The 13,871-nt window shown below is 69.8% G+C and carries 15 protein-coding genes; 9 read left to right on the forward strand and 6 right to left on the reverse strand.

What is annotated here, in order from left to right; all coding sequences use genetic code 11:
• Nucleotides 1-214: 214 nt before the first annotated feature.
• The gene (locus tag IFT89_RS17695) at nt 215-2,206 is read right to left on the reverse strand and encodes an aldo/keto reductase (RefSeq protein WP_202939617.1); all 1,992 of its coding nucleotides are present in this window, start codon (nt 2,204-2,206) and stop codon (nt 215-217) included.
• Nucleotides 2,207-2,302: 96 nt separating this feature from the next.
• On the opposite strand from IFT89_RS17695, the gene IFT89_RS17700 reads away from it, so the two are divergent.
• The 3 genes from IFT89_RS17700 to msrA all read left to right on the forward strand — a co-directional run bounded on the left by IFT89_RS17700 (nt 2,303) and on the right by msrA (nt 4,838).
• Nucleotides 2,303-3,409, forward strand: a complete 1,107-nt coding sequence (locus tag IFT89_RS17700; protein WP_202939618.1) for a LacI family DNA-binding transcriptional regulator — start codon at nt 2,303-2,305, stop codon at nt 3,407-3,409.
• A gap of 82 nt (nt 3,410-3,491) precedes the next feature.
• On the forward strand, nt 3,492-4,139 hold the full coding sequence (locus IFT89_RS17705) for an MOSC domain-containing protein (protein ID WP_202939619.1): 648 nt from the start codon (nt 3,492-3,494) through the stop codon (nt 4,137-4,139).
• A 150-nt stretch (nt 4,140-4,289) separates the two neighbouring features.
• Nucleotides 4,290-4,838, forward strand: coding sequence for a peptide-methionine (S)-S-oxide reductase MsrA (gene msrA, locus IFT89_RS17710; RefSeq protein ID WP_079706599.1), 549 nt, complete (start codon nt 4,290-4,292; stop codon nt 4,836-4,838).
• Nucleotides 4,839-4,899: 61 nt separating this feature from the next.
• Here msrA and IFT89_RS17715 read toward each other — a convergent pair whose 3' ends face one another.
• Nucleotides 4,900-5,109, reverse strand: coding sequence for a hypothetical protein (locus IFT89_RS17715; RefSeq protein WP_124767435.1), 210 nt, complete (start codon nt 5,107-5,109; stop codon nt 4,900-4,902).
• Nucleotides 5,110-5,330: 221 nt separating this feature from the next.
• Here IFT89_RS17715 and IFT89_RS17720 point away from each other — a divergent pair, with 221 nt between their 5' ends.
• The 6 genes from IFT89_RS17720 to IFT89_RS17745 all read left to right on the forward strand — a co-directional run bounded on the left by IFT89_RS17720 (nt 5,331) and on the right by IFT89_RS17745 (nt 10,919).
• The gene (locus tag IFT89_RS17720; RefSeq protein ID WP_191941847.1) at nt 5,331-5,552 is read left to right on the forward strand and encodes a hypothetical protein; all 222 of its coding nucleotides are present in this window, start codon (nt 5,331-5,333) and stop codon (nt 5,550-5,552) included.
• Nucleotides 5,553-5,651: 99 nt separating this feature from the next.
• On the forward strand, nt 5,652-6,347 hold the full coding sequence (locus IFT89_RS17725; RefSeq protein ID WP_228501933.1) for an LON peptidase substrate-binding domain-containing protein: 696 nt from the start codon (nt 5,652-5,654) through the stop codon (nt 6,345-6,347).
• A gap of 194 nt (nt 6,348-6,541) precedes the next feature.
• Nucleotides 6,542-7,495 (forward strand): sugar phosphate isomerase/epimerase family protein, encoded by a 954-nt coding sequence (locus tag IFT89_RS17730; protein WP_191941846.1) that lies wholly within the window; start codon nt 6,542-6,544, stop codon nt 7,493-7,495.
• Nucleotides 7,496-7,522: 27 nt separating this feature from the next.
• Nucleotides 7,523-8,476, forward strand: coding sequence for a 3-hydroxyacyl-CoA dehydrogenase family protein (locus tag IFT89_RS17735; protein ID WP_202939620.1), 954 nt, complete (start codon nt 7,523-7,525; stop codon nt 8,474-8,476).
• 75 nt (nt 8,477-8,551) lie between these two features.
• Complete coding sequence (locus tag IFT89_RS17740) at nt 8,552-9,325, forward strand: SDR family NAD(P)-dependent oxidoreductase (protein ID WP_124767434.1); 774 nt, start codon at nt 8,552-8,554, stop codon at nt 9,323-9,325.
• A gap of 220 nt (nt 9,326-9,545) precedes the next feature.
• Nucleotides 9,546-10,919 carry an MFS transporter gene (locus tag IFT89_RS17745; RefSeq protein ID WP_228501934.1) on the forward strand — a complete coding sequence of 458 codons (1,374 nt, stop codon included), beginning with the start codon at nt 9,546-9,548 and terminating at the stop codon, nt 10,917-10,919.
• A gap of 211 nt (nt 10,920-11,130) precedes the next feature.
• On the opposite strand, the gene IFT89_RS17750 is transcribed toward IFT89_RS17745, so the two are convergent.
• From IFT89_RS17750 to IFT89_RS17765, 4 genes are all read right to left on the reverse strand, one after another.
• Nucleotides 11,131-11,844 (reverse strand): GntR family transcriptional regulator, encoded by a 714-nt coding sequence (locus IFT89_RS17750; RefSeq protein ID WP_229939936.1) that lies wholly within the window; start codon nt 11,842-11,844, stop codon nt 11,131-11,133.
• Nucleotides 11,845-11,946: 102 nt separating this feature from the next.
• Nucleotides 11,947-12,723 carry a triose-phosphate isomerase family protein gene (locus tag IFT89_RS17755; RefSeq protein ID WP_307783544.1) on the reverse strand — a complete coding sequence of 259 codons (777 nt, stop codon included), beginning with the start codon at nt 12,721-12,723 and terminating at the stop codon, nt 11,947-11,949.
• A 26-nt stretch (nt 12,724-12,749) separates the two neighbouring features.
• Nucleotides 12,750-13,211 (reverse strand): ribose-5-phosphate isomerase, encoded by a 462-nt coding sequence (locus IFT89_RS17760; protein ID WP_071258616.1) that lies wholly within the window; start codon nt 13,209-13,211, stop codon nt 12,750-12,752.
• Nucleotides 13,212-13,373: 162 nt separating this feature from the next.
• Nucleotides 13,374-13,871, reverse strand: a 498-nt coding sequence (locus tag IFT89_RS17765) for a DAK2 domain-containing protein (protein ID WP_202939622.1), incomplete at its 5' end; no start/stop codon positions are given.

Genomic DNA, 13,871 nt, shown 5'->3' on the forward strand with positions numbered 1-13,871 from the left:
ACCCGCGGCGAGGCCCAGCGCACCGCGCTGGCATCGGGTCCCACAGGGCCGGGCCACCCCGCGCTCGCGTCAGCGCGGTGCGCTGACGCGAGGAGGAGCGACTCGGCGTGGGCGCGCCTCACACGGGTGAGCGCGGGTCTCTGGAGACCCGCGCTCACGTGTGTGCCCCGCGGTGACGTCAGCGCACCGCGCTGGCATCACCCGAAGGAACGGATCAGACCCGGAGGTCGAGCCAGGCGACCTGCTCTGGGGTCAGCTTCAGGGACAGGGCGTCGGTCGACGAACGCGTCTCCTCGATGGACCGCGGGCCGATGAGGGCGAAGGTCGGGAAGTCCTGCGCCAGCACATACGCCAGGGCGATCGCGGTCGGCGCGACACCCAGCTCGGAGCCCAGCTGACGGGCACGGGCCAACCGCTCGAAGTTGTCGTCGCTGTAGTAGCAGCGCACGAGATCCGGGTCCGACAGGTCCTCGGGCTCGGCACGCCCGGTGAAGAACCCACGTGCCTGCGACGACCACGGCAGCAGCGGCGTCTTCGTCTCCTCGAGCCACGCCCGGCTCGTCGGATCCGTCACCTCCACACATCCGGCCCACGGCACGTCGAGTGCGCGGGCGAGACCGAAGTGGTTGCTCAGCGCCGCGAAGCCCCGCTTTCCGTTCGCCGCCGCATAGGCGTTCGCCTCCTCGAACCGCTCGATCGACCAGTTGGAGCCACCGAACGCACGGATGCGACCGGCCTCGGCGTGCTCGTTCAGCACGTCGACGAACTCGCCCACCGGCACCTCGACGTTGTCGCGGTGCATCAGGTACAGGTCGAGGTGGTCGGTGCCGAGCCGGTCCAGGCTCTCGAACAGCTGACGCGAGATCGACTCCGGGTCGCAGAACGGCGTGTGCGCACCCTTACCGATCACCACGACGTCGTCGCGGAGGCCACGGTTGGCGAGCCAGCGTCCGAGCAGCTGCTCCTGCAGGCCGTCGCCGTACAGCCAGGCCGTGTCGAAGGCGTTGCCGCCGCGCTCGAAGAAGTCGTCGAACATCGCCGACGCGTGCGACAGGGTCTGCTGGTTGTCGACACCCATCACGAGCCGCGAGATGTCGTGGTCGATGCCCGCGATGCGACCGGTCGGCATCGGGAGCTCGGCGCGCACGGCGAGCGGCCGGCCGGAACCGGTCGGGATGTCGGTGTCGATCGACTCGAACGGGTACTCGAGGCCGACCGCCTCGCGCCAGCGGTCGAGGGTCGCCGCGTTGCCGAGCGAGTCCGCCCAGCGCATCTGCGGTGCCTGACCGGCGTCGGCGAACGCAGCGACCGCGTCGGCCTGGAACGCGTACTGCGGTGCCCCGGGGATGTGGATCGACTCCGTGCCCGAGATGGTGCGGACCTCGATCGTCGAGCCGTCCTCGACCGAGGGCAGCCACGGGTCGGACACGATGATCTGGCCGGTCGAGCCCGTGACGACGACGCGGTTGTCGTCCTGGACGCGCACGCCGCTCGTGACGTGCGCCGTGATGCCCGACGGGAAGACGAGCGACGCGCTGGCCCACTCGTCGACGCCGGTCGAACCGATGGTGCCGTTCCCGGTGACCTCCGTCGGGTCGGCGAACGGCGCACCCACGGCAGCACCCGCGATGAGCCGCGAGATGGAGACGGGGTAGCCGCCGACGTCGAGGATGCCGCCGCCCGCCAGCTCCGGGTTCATGAGTCGGTGATCGGCGGGCAGGTCTGCGGCGAACGCGAACGACGCCTCGATGTGCTGGATGTCGCCGATGGCGCCCGACGACACGAGCTCGACGAGCTTCGCCGTCTGCGGGTGGAAGCGGTACATGAACGCCTCGGCGAGGTACACGCCGGCACGGCGGGCGGCCTCGATCGCGAGCATCGCGCCCGCCCGGTTCACCGAGAGCGGCTTCTCGCTGACGATGTGCTTGCCGGCCTCGGCCGCTTCGATCACGAGTCGGACGTGCTCCGTGTGTGGGGTCGCGATGTACACCGCGTCGACGTCGGGGTCGGCCAGCAACTCGGCGACCGAGCCGTACCCGCGGACGGGAGCCGTGCCGTCGCCGAAGCGCTCGCCGAACTCTTCGGCACGCGACGCGTCACGACTGGCGACGGCGGTGAGTCGACCGGTGCGACTGGCGTGCAGCTCGGTCGCGAACCGTTCGGCGATCGTTCCTGGGCCGATGATTCCCCAAGCGACGTGTTCCATATGGTGGTGCTCCTCAACGTTGATCGGCGGTGCGATGGTCTGTGGTGAACGTCACCGTGAACGTTCACGGTGTGAGCGTATCAGTACGATGTGACCATGACCAGGCCCCGCGACGATCACGCTCCGGCGCGAGCGACGATCATCGACGTCGCCCGGGTCGCCGGTGTCTCGCGCCAGACCGTGACCCGCGCACTCAACGGGATGCGCGACGTCAGCGACGCCACCAGACAACGGGTCGTCGAGGTCGCGGCCTCGCTCAACTACCGGCCGAACCGCGCCGCGCAGCACCTGGTGAGCGGCCGGACCACGACGCTCGGACTGGTCGTCGACGACCTGCGGAACCCCTACTACCCGGAGCTCGCGGCCGCCCTCGTGCAGCAGGCGGCCGAGCGGGGATGGACCGTGTTGGTCGCCGAGGTCGGGGGAGCGGCGAACGCATCGGGCGAGCGGCCCGCCGCCGCGGATCGTGGACCGGACCTCCCCGACGCGGAACGTGCGCAGCTCGCCGAACTCGCACGGCAGGTCGACGCGGTCGTCGGGCGCAACGGTGCCGACCACGGAGCGCTCCAGGGCGCCTTCGCCACGATCCCGTTCGTCTCCCTCGGCGACCACCGGCCAGAGGAGTCCGAGGCCGGAGCGGACCCGTCCGGCTCGGAACCCGCGCTGCAGGTGGCGGGCGTCGACATCGACTTCGAGGACGGCATCCGACAGGCGCTCGCCCATTTCATCGCGACCGGGCGCCGGTCCATCGCGATGATCGACGCCTCGGCGGAACCGTCCGGACGGCGTCTCGCGTACCGGGCGTTCCTCGAGGAGCACGGCTTGCCGTGGTCGGAGGCGTCGGAGACCTGGGCGGAGGACACCCACCAGGGCGGGGTCTCGGCCGCCCTGCGGTGCCGCGCCGCGATGCCCGACGTCGACGCCGTGCTCGTCTTCAACGACGTCATGGCGGTCGGCGTGCTCAAGGGCCTCGCCCGTGCCGGGGTCGGCGTGCCGGAGGAGGTCGCCGTCATCGGTATCGACGGACTCGACCTCGGTCGCTTCGTCACCCCTGAGCTCACAAGCGTGGCCGTCGACAAGGGCGACATCGCACGGCACAGTCTCGAACTGCTCGATGGCATGATGTCCGGCACGCTCCCGCTCTCGGGGCCGTCCGTCCGACGCTCGGTCGGTGTCTCACTCGTCATCCGCGAGTCCGCTTGACCCGCTCCGCCTGGGCCACTCCACCCGAGCCGCACCGGCCCCGTCGTCCGGACGGGCGCGGAGGACACGGCAGACTGGTCCCATGTCTGAACTCCTCGCCCTCTGTCGCGTCGAAGCCCTCCAGGTGGACGACGGGTCGATCGGTGTCACCGCGATCGACAAGCGCCCGGTCGACGAGCCACTGCACGTGCGGCCGATGGGGCTGTACGGCGACGTGCAGGCCGATCGCAAACACCACGGCGGTCTGACGAAGGCGCTCTACGCCTACGCCGAGGAGGACGCGCGGTTCTGGGAGGGTGAGCTCGGTCGGGAGATCACGCCGGGGCTGTTCGGCGAGAACCTCCGCACGCTGGGGCTCGACGTGAACGGTGCCGAGATCGGTGAACGCTGGCGGATCGGCGACACCCTCGTCGTCGAGGTGACCTGCCCGCGGACCCCGTGCGGCACCTTCCAGCGGCGCCTGGGCGAGCCACGGTGGGTGAAGCGCTTCGCCGACGCCGCACGGCCCGGCGCCTACCTCAAGGTGGTCAAGAGCGGGACGGTGCAGGCGGGCGACCCGATCGAGATCGTCCGACAGCCCGGCCACGGCGTGACCATCGCCTCCTGGTTCGCCGCGGCGGACGAAGCGCAGGCGGTCACCCTCGAACAGTCGGAGCAGTCCGGCGCCGTGCTGCTGGCGCCCGAGATCCACGAGTCGATCAAGCAGCTCCGCCGCAAGCGGACCGTCTGAGGGCTGCCGTCGCGTCCGCACACCTGTGCGAGCGCTGAGTGCAAGCCCCGCCCGGAACAGTCCGGAAGCGGACGCTGTTGCATACCATGGAGCCGAAGACCGGAGCACGCGGGGACCCCGCACGGTGCTCGGCACGAAGGAGGAGTCACGATGAGTGCAGCAGACGAGCAGAGCACGACGACCGAGCGCGCGGTGCTGGCCGGCGGGTGCTTCTGGGGCATGGAAGACCTCGTCCGGAAGATGCCGGGCGTGAAGTCGACGCGCGTGGGCTACAGCGGTGGCGACGTCGCCAACGCCACCTACCGCAACCACGGCACCCACGCGGAGGCCCTCGAGGTCGTCTTCGACCCGAGCAAGCTGTCCTTCCGCGAGCTCCTGGAGTTCTTCTTCCAGATCCACGACCCGTCGACGAAGAACCGCCAGGGCAACGACGTCGGCCTGAGCTACCGCTCGGCGATCTTCTACACCTCGCCCGAGCAGGAGCGCGTCGCCCGCGACACGATCGCCGACGTCGACGCCTCAGGGCTCTGGCCCGGCAAGGTCGTCACCGAGGTCGAGCCGGTGTCCGAGTTCTGGGAGGCCGAGCCGGAGCACCAGGACTACCTGGAGCGCATTCCGTGGGGCTACACGTGCCACTTCGTGCGCCCGGGCTGGAAGCTCCCGCGCCGCGCAGAGGTCGCGGAGCAGGCCACCGCGTAAGCACGTCCACAGCGCCCGGCACCTCGGTGTCGGGCGCTGTGCTGTGTGTGGACCGGCAGGCTCAGACGCCGTCGGCGCGCGAGGAGTTGACGGCGTCGGAGGCCAGTCGTGGCGCGAACCGCGGGTCGAACTGCAGCGGTGGATCGTCGGGTGACGCCAGTGACGGCTTCCCGAGGCGGACCCACTCGAGGTACTGGAGATAGGGGTCGGACCCGGCATCGACCGGCGCATCGACGATGCGCTTGCGTCCCCACGGCCACTTCCACCCCACGATCAGCATCCTACGGACGGTTCCTGAAGATCTGCGGACCATCGCGCCACGATCTCGCAACGATGCCTCCAGTCGTCGGTCGCATTCGCTTGACGGATAGGAAGTTGTCCATCGGCCGTCGGTGCTGTCATGATGAAGCACGGCGGAGATAGCTAGACAATCGAGATACTTCGAGGGGTTGTCCGGACCCGGTCGCTGCACCTGCCGAGAGAGGTCGTTCCATGGGCTCCACCGGCAGCGAGACGTCCGAACTCCGCCGCGCCTGGGTGGAGCAGCTCACGGCCGACCGCTTCGGCGTCTTCGTCGGCGACAGCCGCGTCGGGTTCATCGACGTGGACTGGCCGCTGCACGTCGCCCTGCGCGGGACCGACTACGAGACGGCGGTCGAGGTCGATCGTGCGATCCGGTTCGATCAGGCGCTGCGTGCCGTCCTCGCCGCCTGAGTGGCCTCCGGTGTCCGGCGGCTATGATCGCAGCACGATCCGGGTGGACCATCGGCCGGGCGACACCCGGTCGGGCCTGCGAGGCGGAGGGGGACTGACATGACCGACTCCTCCAGCGCCGAGCCGTGGGCATCCGGCCTCCCGGTCCTCGAACTGCCGATGTTCCCGCTCGGCTCCGTGCTGTTCCCGCACATGCCCCTCGCCCTGCGGCTCTTCGAGGAGCGCTACCTCACCATGCTCGCCCACCTGCTCGAGGCGGAGGATCCGGCGTTCGGGGTGGTGCTCATCGAGCGCGGGCGCGAGACGGGCGGCGGTGAACACCGGTTCCGCACCGGGACCGTGGCCGAGATCGTCGAGGTCGACGGCGGCGAGGGCTTCGTCGCGGTGATCGCCGAGGGTGGGCAGCGCTTCGAGGTGACCGACTGGCTGCCCGACGACCCGTACCCGCGCGCCGAGATCCGCACGCTCGACGACCTGGAGTGGGACGAGCGCTGGGAGCAGCTGCGGGACGAGACCGAGGCGGCGGTGCGGCGCTCGCTCGCCGTGGCCAGCGAGTTCAGCGAGCAGCAGTGGGCCTCGGTCGTGGAGCTCGCCGACGACCCGCTGGAGTCGTCGTGGCAGCTCGCGGGCATCGCCCCGGTGAGCGAGATCGACCAGATGCGGTTCCTCTCGGCAGGGTCGCTCGAGGAACTGCTGGTCGGCGTGCGCGATCGCGCCACCGAGGCCGGCGAGGCGTTCATCGCGGGCGGCATCGCCGACGCGGACGACGAGGACTGGGACATCCTCGGCGGCTGAGCCCCGTCTTCGCACCTCGACAGGCTCGGTGACCGGCAGTGCTCGGTGCTGCCGGTCACTGAGCTTCCCCTCCGCCGGTCACTGAGCCTGTCGAAGTGCCCTTGCGCATTCGTGGAAACGCTTTACTATTTCCTATAGGATCTTTTTGACCGGGAGCACCAGCCCCGAGCAGTCCTTGAGCGCAATGGAGCATCATGACGGATACGACCGCGACCGCGTCGACCCCCCGATGGACCGCCGACACCTGGCCCATCGCCACCTGCCTGCACGGCATCCCACCCGTCGATCGCAACGGCGTGTCCCTGCACGACGCGGAGCCCGAAGCCTGGGACGACCTCTTCGCGCAGGTCGCCGGCGTCGGGTTCACGCTCGCAGAACTGCCCGACAGCCACGTCCGACCCGCCGACCTCGAACCGTCCCGTCGCGACGAGTTCCTCGCCATCGCGAAGTCGCACGGCGTCGGCGTCCCGTCCGTCCACCTGCAGCGCCAGAGCGTGATCATGCCGGGCCACGAGGAGCGCAACCTCGAGTACGCGCACCGCACGATCGACGCCGCCGCCGAGTGGGGGATGCAGGTCTTCTCCACCGGCCTGCACCAGCCGTTCAACGACGCACAGCGCAAGGCGCTGTGGTTCTGGACCGCGCAGGGCCCGAAGGACCCCGACGACCCCGAGGTCTGGAAGGCCGCCGTCAGCCGCATCCGCGAGCTCGGCAAGCACGCGGCCGACGTGGGCCTGCCGCTCGCACTCGAGCTCTACGAGGACACCTACCTCGGCACGGCTGACAGCGCGGTCCGGTTCGTGGAGGAGGTCGGGCTCGACAACGTCGGCCTGAACCCCGACGTCGCGAACCTCATCCGCCTGCACCGCCCGGTGGAGGACTGGCGCGAGCTGTTCGCCAAGACCCTGCCCTACGCCAACTACATGCACGTGAAGAACTACACCCGCGACGAGGCGGCCGACGGCAGCTGGGCGACGTCCGTGCCCTCCACCATGGAGGCCGGGCTCATCAACTACCGCCAGGTCTTCCGCGACGCCGTCGAGCTCGGCTTCAACGGCATCATCCTGGCCGAGCACTACGGCGGCGACAGCCTCGGCATGTGCTCCACCAACCAGAAGTACATCAGGACCCTGCTGCCGCAGGCCTGATCCAGACGACCACAGGAGAGCTTCATCATGACCACACACACCATCGCCGTCGTCGGATCGGGGTACATGGGCGGCGGCATCGCCCAGGTGCTCGCGCTGTCCGGCGCCACCGTCCGCATCGCCGACATCTCCGAGGAGATCGCGCGCAAGAACTACGACCGCCTCATCGCCGAGGCCGAGCAGTTCGTCGCCGACGGACTCTTCCCCGCCGACGCCGTGGAGCGGATCCGCGCCAACGTCTCGCCCGCCGCGTCCATCGAGGAGGCCGTCACCGGAGCCGACTTCATCGAGGAAGCCGTCCCCGAGAAGATCGAGATCAAGCACGAGACCCTCCGTCGCATCAGCGCCGCCGCCTCGCCCGACGCCATCATCGGCTCGAACACCTCGACCATCCTCATCGGTTCGCTCGCCGAGGCCGTCACGAACCCGGAGCGGTTCCTCGGCGTCCACTTCTCGAACCCGGCCCCGTTCATCCCCGGTGTCGAACTCATCCCGCACGAGACCACCGACGATGCGGCGATCGCCACCGTCGAGGCGATCGTCGCGGCGACCGGCAAGGAGACCGCCCGCGTCAAGGACGCGACCGGCTTCGTGCTCAACCGCCTGCAGTACGCGCTGTTCCACGAGGCGACGCAGCTCGTCGAGGAGGGCGTCGCGACGCCCGAGGACATCGACACGATCGTCCGCACCACCTTCGGCTTCCGGCTCCCCGTCTTCGGTCCGTTCGCGATCGCCGACATGGCCGGACTCGACGTGTACTCGTTCTGCTACGCCTCGCTCCAGACCCGGTGGCCCGAGCGGTTCGCCACGCCGGACTCCCTCAAGGAGCTCGTCGACGCCGGCAAGTTCGGCACCAAGTCGGGTGCCGGCTACCTCGACGTCCCGGCCGACCGCACCCCCGAGCTGATCGCCTACCGCAACAAGGCGTACGTCGCGATCAAGCAGCTCATGGACGAGCTCGGCCCCGCACCCATCAACTGAGCGCCGCGCCGACCGAGCGCACCGTCCGGCTCGATCGGACACCGACTCCACCACTCCCACGCAGAAAGGCCGGCCATGACCGCCACCAGCTTCCCCGAATCCAAGACCGTCGTCCTCACCGGCGCAGCCTCCCCGCGCGGCATCGGTCGTGCCTCCGCCCACCACCTCGCCGAACTCGGCTGGAACATCGGGATCATCGACCTCGACGAGGCTGCGGCGCAGGCGGTCGCCGCCGAGATCGCGGAGCAGCACGGGGTGCAGGCGGCCGGCGCCGGCGCGAACGTCGCCGACGAGGCGCAGGTGCGTGCCGCGTTCGACGCGCTCGAAGCCGCCCTCCCACAGCTCGTCGCCCTCGTGAACCTCGCGGGCGTCGCCTCACCCGTGCCCTATCTCGAGGTGAGCGCCGACGAGTGGAAGCGCGTCATCGACATCAACCTCAACGGCGTCCACTACACGACCCGCCGTGCGGTGGAGTCGATGGTGTCGAACGGCGTCGGTCGCGTCGTCAGCCTGTCGTCCGTCTCCGCCCAGCGTGGCGGCGGCACCTTCAGCAAGACGGCCTACTCGGCGGCGAAGGCCGGCGTGATCGGCTTCACCCGCAGCGTCGCCCGCGAGCTCGGCCACGACGGCATCACGGTCAACGCCATCTCGCCCGGACCCATCGACACCGACATCATGGGCGGCACCCTCACCGAGGAGCGCAAGACGGCCATGGCCGCCGACGGCGTCCTGCCGCGCATCGGCACCCCACGCGACATCGCCGCCGCCATCGCCTACCTCATCAGTGAGGACGCCGGCTTCGTCACCGGTCAGACGCTGAACGTCGACGGCGGCCTCTACATGCACTGATCCACCACACGCACCACGAGCGAACGGAGCAGCACCATGCAGCACCTCACCGGTCAGTGGACCAAATCCCGGTTGATCTTCCTCGGTCTCGGCGTCGTCTTCGTCGGCATCGGCCTCTGGATGATCGTCCCCTCGATGGTCTCCTGACCAGCAGCAGCAGCAGCAGCAGCAGTAGCGCCAGCAGCACCCACCCGCACCAGTCATCTCAAAGGAGAGTGTCTTGTCCACACCCAATCCGCCGGCGATCGGATCGACCAACGATCCGGCGCTGAAGTCGGCGATCCGCAAGGCGTCGAAGCACCTCATGCCGATGCTCGTCATTTTGTACTTCGTCGCGTTCCTGGACCGCACGAACGTCGGCTTCGCCGAGGAGGCGCTCAGCGTCGACCGCGGCATCTCGAACGGTGCCTTCGCCCTCGGGGCCGGCATCTTCTTCATCGGCTACGCGATCTTCGAGATCCCGAGCAACCTGCTGCTGAAGAAGTTCGGCGCCCGGTTCTGGCTCGCCCGCATCGCGGTGACCTGGGGCATCGTCGCCGCCCTGTTCGCCTTCACGACGAACGACACGATGTTCATCGTCCTGCGGTTCCTGCTCGGCGTGACCGAGGCCGGGCTCTTCCCCGGCGTCATCATGTTCCTGTCGGAGTGGTTCCCGAACAAGGTCCGCGTCCAGATGTTCTCGATCTTCTACCTGGCGCAGCCGTTCTCGCAGATGCTCGGCGCCCCGCTGAGTGGTGGCCTCATCAGCTTCGGCGACGCCCTGACCCCGTGGCACGGCTGGCAGGTGATGTTCTTCGCCGAGGGCATGCTCGCGGTCCTTGCCGGCTTCGCAGCGCTCTACTTCCTCACCAACTCGCCACAACAGGCGAAGTGGCTGGATCAACAGGAGAAGGACTCGTTGACGGCCGCGATGGAACGCGAGGACACCGTGCGGCAGTCGGACGGCCCGACCGGTATCGCGAAGGCGATGACGAGTTGGAAGGTGTGGTACTTCACCATCATCTACTTCTGCCTGCAGATCGCGGTGTACGGCACGACGTTCTACCTCCCGCAGCAGGTGGCGAACCTCATCGGCCAGGACGTCGGCTGGCAGGTCGGTCTCGTGGCGGCCATCCCGTGGCTCGTGGGTCTGTTCGCCTGCTACTACGTGGGCCGGAACGCGAACACGGTCGTCCGTCGTCGCACCTGGGGAACGATGTTCTACATCTCGACCGGCGTCTTCATCCTGGCCTCCGCTTGGGCTGGCGCGAACAACCAGCCGATCCTCGGCATCCTGTTCATCACCATCGCGGTGGCGAGCTTCCTCTCGGTCGGGCCGATCACGTGGGCCTACCCGACGGCGTTCCTCACCGGCACGGCTGCAGCGGCGGGCATCGGCCTCATCAACTCGCTCGGTAACCTCGGTGGCTTCGTCGCCCCGATCATGCGCACCGGGATCAACGAGAGCGTGCCGACCGACAGCGGCGTGTGGGGCGTGGTCTCGCTCGGGGTGTTCGCGTTCCTCGCAGCCGCGATGCTCTACTGCACCCGGTTCTTCCGTGGGGCGAAGGCGGACGAGCTGCTCGAGACGACGGCGAACCGCACGGCGCACTAGTCACGAAGCAACACCCGGACGGGGTCGATCGCTCAGGCGGTCGGCCCCGTTTCTGCGCCCTTCGACAGGCTCAGGGACCGTAACAGGGCGGCTCGGGGACCGAAGCTGGGCGGCTCGGGGACCGGAGGACTCGGTCCCTGAGCCTGTCGAAGGGTGTGTGCCCGGCCCTGCGGCTGTCAGATCCCGGTCCCTGAGCCTGTCGAAGGGCGGCTCAGTGCTCGGCGTCGCTGCGGGCGCGGGTGCGCACGAGCTCGATGTGTGAGCGCATGGCCGCCGCGGCGGCCTCGGGGCCGTCGGAGAACGCGTCGAGGATGGCTCGGTGCTCGACGACCGCTTGGTCGGCGTCGGTGACGCCCGTCTCGACCGTCTGGCGCATGCGGTGCACGCGGGTGGAGATGCCCTCGGACATGTCGAGGAGGAAGGGGTTGCGGGTGCCTTCGAAGATGAGGTGGTGGAAGTTCCAGTCCACCGCGAAGTACTCGCGGAGGAGTGCGACGGGGATATCGCCGGACGACGCCGCGGCGCGCACCCTGGCGGTCATCTCGACGTGCTGCGCCAGCGCCACCTCGAGGGCCGGGACGAGCTCGTCGGCGTGGGCGGCGGCCAGCGCAGTGGCGCCGCTCTCGAGCACGATGCGGGCGTCGAACAGTGACTCGAGCTGGTCGTCGGCGAGCGGCGGTGCGACCCGGTAGCCCTTGTGGGTGACCCGGGTGACGAGCCCGGTGCGCTCCAGCTGGACGAGTGCCTCGCGGACCGGCGTCGGCGAGACGTCGAGGTCGCGGGCGATGGCGTCGATCGACAGCCGGGCGCCCGGTTCGATGCCGGAGCTCAGGAGCATGTCGAGGACCAGCTCGTAGACGCGGTCGCGCAGCCCGCGGCGCTCGAGCGAGGAGGAGGCGCCGAGCGGGAAGACGGCATCAACCACGGCAGCCTCCGAAGGGTGTGCTCGAGGCGTCGTCACGGAGGGGAACCTCCGGTCGAGCGGCCGCGATGATCGTCGAGGACCAGTTTACGGGGCTGCCAGGCGTCATCGCGGCAGGTCGGAGCCCGCGCGGTCGAGGCCGGCCACCTCGTCGAGCACCAGCGAGAGGGCTGCCGGATCGTGGGCGAAGCGGCCGAGGAAGACCCCGTCGACCGCGTCGCCGATCGTCGTGAGCAGGCCGGGTCCGGCGCTCCCGCCGTAGATGACGGCCGAGGACGTCTCGATGTGCCCGGCCGCGGCGAGCGTATCGAGGTGGCCGCGCAGCCGGAGGCACACCGCGCGGATGTGGGCTGGACTCGCGGCCTCGGTGGCGCCGATGGCCCAGTGTGGTTCGTAGGCGACGATGACGCGGCCCATGATCCCGGCGGCGACCGCCCCTGCCAGGGCGTCGTCGAGCTGTGCGACGCACTCCGCGGCCGCCACCTCGGCGTCTCCGTGATCGGCCTCGCCGATGCACAGCACCGGCGCGAGACCGTTGCGGAGCGCGGCGGTCGTCTTCGCGCGGACGACGTCGGGCGTCTCGCCGAACAGTCGGCGCCGCTCCGCGTGCCCGACCTCGACGAGCTCGCAGCCGACCTCGCGGAGCTCGGCGCCGCTCACCTCGCCGGTGAACGCCCCGGTGTCCTCGGTCGCGAGGTCTTGAGCCCCCACGGCTGCGACGCCGCGGAGCCGCTCGACCGCGCCGGTCACCGAGAGGTATCCGGGGATGACGAACAGCTCCGCCGCGCCGGATCGGAGTGCGTGGTGCTCGGCCGACACCCCCGCGACGACCGAGCACCAGTCGAGCGTCTGCGCGTGCCCGAAGTACATCTTCAGGCTCACGCCGACGAGTCTGGGACGTCCTGACATCAGGACGCTTCGTACGCGCTGATCTCCTGCACCTTGTCGTTCGACGCGCTCGAGGCGTCGAACTCGTAGGTGAGCCACTCGCGCACGTTGCGGCGGGCGAGTTCGATGCCGACGACGCGCTGGCCCATGCAGAGCACCTGGGCGTCGTTCGAGAGCACCCCGCGTTCGACGGAGAATCCGTCGTGCGCGGTGACGGCTCGGATGCCCTGGACCTTGTTCGCCGCGATCGCGACGCCGAGGCCCGTGCCGCAGATGAGCAGCGCGCGGTCGGCCTCGCCGCGGGCGACGATCTCGGCCGCAGTCACCGCGACCGTCGGGTAGTTGGTGTGGCCGTCGGCGTCGACCCCGACATCCACCACGGAGGCGACCAGGTCGCTCGCCTCGAGGTCGCGCTTAAGGATCTCCTTGTAGTCGTAGCCGGCGTCATCGGAGCCGATGACGATTCGCCAGGTGCGGGTCATGGTGTGCCTTTCGTTGCTGGCCCTTCGACAAGCTCAGGGACCGGGGTGTCGCTTCAGGGACCGGGGTGTCGCTTCAGGGACCGGGGTGTCGCTTCAGGGAGCGGGGCGTTTGTTCAGGGAGCGGGGCGTGTGTTCAGGGAGCGGGTTGTCAGGAGCGGGCGTTCAGCGCTCGGCGAGCAGGGTACCGACGCGCTCGACGATGAGGGCGAGGGAGACGGCCCCCGGGTCCTCGACGCCGACGGCCTTCGAGCCGTGCGAGCGGGCGCGACCCATGCCGGGCATGAGACCGGCCGTGTCGTGGGCCGCGGTGGTGGCCGCTGCCGCCGCCGTGGTCCACGCGGTGGAGAGGTCGTCGCCGGCGGCGACGCGTTCCGCCAGCGTGTCGGCGAACGGGACCAGGGCGTCGACGAGCGTCTTGTCGCCGACGGAGGCCTTGCCGTACTGCATGACGGCGTCCTTGGCGGCGGTCACGCCCTCGCTCACAGCGGTGGCGGTCGGGCGCCCGGCGTCGCCGAGGCGCTCGCCGAGGGTGCGGAGCATGACGCCCCACAGGGCACCAGAGGTGCCACCGGCGCGGTCGGACCAGGCGTCGCCCGAGCGGTCGAGCAGGGTCGCGACGCCGGCACCGGCCTCGCGCAGGCGCTCGGCCTCGGCGGCGAG

The sequence above is a fragment of the Plantibacter sp. CFBP 13570 genome (assembly GCF_014841395.1).
GTDB classification, from domain to species: Bacteria; Actinomycetota; Actinomycetes; order Actinomycetales; family Microbacteriaceae; genus Plantibacter; species Plantibacter auratus.

Excerpts from the sequence above, each read along its gene's own strand:
- IFT89_RS17695 (WP_202939617.1), bottom strand. The coding sequence starts at position 2,206 with ATGGAACACGTCGCTTGGGGAATCATCGGCCCAGGAACGATCGCCGAA.
- IFT89_RS17700 (WP_202939618.1), top strand. The coding sequence starts at position 2,303 with ATGACCAGGCCCCGCGACGATCACGCTCCGGCGCGAGCGACGATCATC.
- IFT89_RS17705 (WP_202939619.1), top strand. The coding sequence starts at position 3,492 with ATGTCTGAACTCCTCGCCCTCTGTCGCGTCGAAGCCCTCCAGGTGGAC.
- msrA (WP_079706599.1), top strand. The coding sequence starts at position 4,290 with ATGAGTGCAGCAGACGAGCAGAGCACGACGACCGAGCGCGCGGTGCTG.
- IFT89_RS17720 (WP_191941847.1), top strand. The coding sequence starts at position 5,331 with ATGGGCTCCACCGGCAGCGAGACGTCCGAACTCCGCCGCGCCTGGGTG.
- IFT89_RS17725 (WP_228501933.1), top strand. The coding sequence starts at position 5,652 with ATGACCGACTCCTCCAGCGCCGAGCCGTGGGCATCCGGCCTCCCGGTC.
- IFT89_RS17730 (WP_191941846.1), top strand. The coding sequence starts at position 6,542 with ATGACGGATACGACCGCGACCGCGTCGACCCCCCGATGGACCGCCGAC.
- IFT89_RS17735 (WP_202939620.1), top strand. The coding sequence starts at position 7,523 with ATGACCACACACACCATCGCCGTCGTCGGATCGGGGTACATGGGCGGC.
- IFT89_RS17740 (WP_124767434.1), top strand. The coding sequence starts at position 8,552 with ATGACCGCCACCAGCTTCCCCGAATCCAAGACCGTCGTCCTCACCGGC.
- IFT89_RS17760 (WP_071258616.1), bottom strand. The coding sequence starts at position 13,211 with ATGACCCGCACCTGGCGAATCGTCATCGGCTCCGATGACGCCGGCTAC.